The sequence below is a fragment of the Rahnella sp. P4_A8 genome (genome assembly GCF_056402435.1).
Window position 1 is genome coordinate 1 of sequence record NZ_JBFUHK010000378.1, and the last position, 575, is coordinate 575.

The window sequence follows — 575 nt, forward strand, 5'->3', positions numbered from 1 at the left end:
GTAGAGTATTGGGTTGCTTTGATCCAGCCTGGTAAAGTCCTGTACGAAATGGACGGTGTGCCTGAAGAGCTGGCTCGTGAAGCCTTCCAGCTGGCAGCAGCCAAACTGCCTATCAAAACCACCTTTGTAACTAAGACGGTGATGTAATGAAAGCACAAGAGCTGCGCGAAAAAAGCGTGGAAGAGCTGAACACTGAGTTGCTGAACCTTTTGCGTGAGCAGTTTAACCTGCGCATGCAAACGGCAAGCGGCCAGTTGCAGCAAACACACCTGTTGAAGCAAGTGCGTCGTGATGTAGCACGTGTGAAAACTTTACTGACTGAAAAGGCGGGTGCGTAATGACTGACAAGATCCGTACTCTGCAGGGTCGTGTAATCAGTAACAAAATGGAAAAATCCATTGTTGTTGCGATTGAGCGCGTGGTGAAACACCCGATTTACGGTAAGTTCATCAAACGTACGACTAAATTGCACGTACATGACGAGAACAATGAATGTGGTATCGGCGACGTTGTGGAAATCAGCGAATGCCGTCCACTGTCTAAGACTAAGTCTTGGACCTTGGTTCGCGTTGTAG

Annotated in this window: 3 protein-coding genes; all 3 read left to right on the forward strand. The window is 48.2% G+C overall.

Going from position 1 to position 575, the window contains the following annotated elements; all coding sequences use genetic code 11:
- On the forward strand, positions 1-147 hold a 147-nt coding region (locus tag AC1DUO_RS26095; protein WP_477989646.1), incomplete at its 5' end, for a ribosomal protein L16.
- The gene (gene rpmC, locus AC1DUO_RS26100) at positions 147-338 is read left to right on the forward strand and encodes a 50S ribosomal protein L29 (RefSeq protein WP_013573692.1); all 192 of its coding nucleotides are present in this window, start codon (positions 147-149) and stop codon (positions 336-338) included. The genes AC1DUO_RS26095 and rpmC, both read left to right, overlap by 1 nt.
- The coding region (gene rpsQ / locus AC1DUO_RS26105; RefSeq protein WP_477989645.1) for a 30S ribosomal protein S17 at positions 338-575 on the forward strand (238 nt) is incomplete at its 3' end. The genes rpmC and rpsQ, both read left to right, overlap by 1 nt.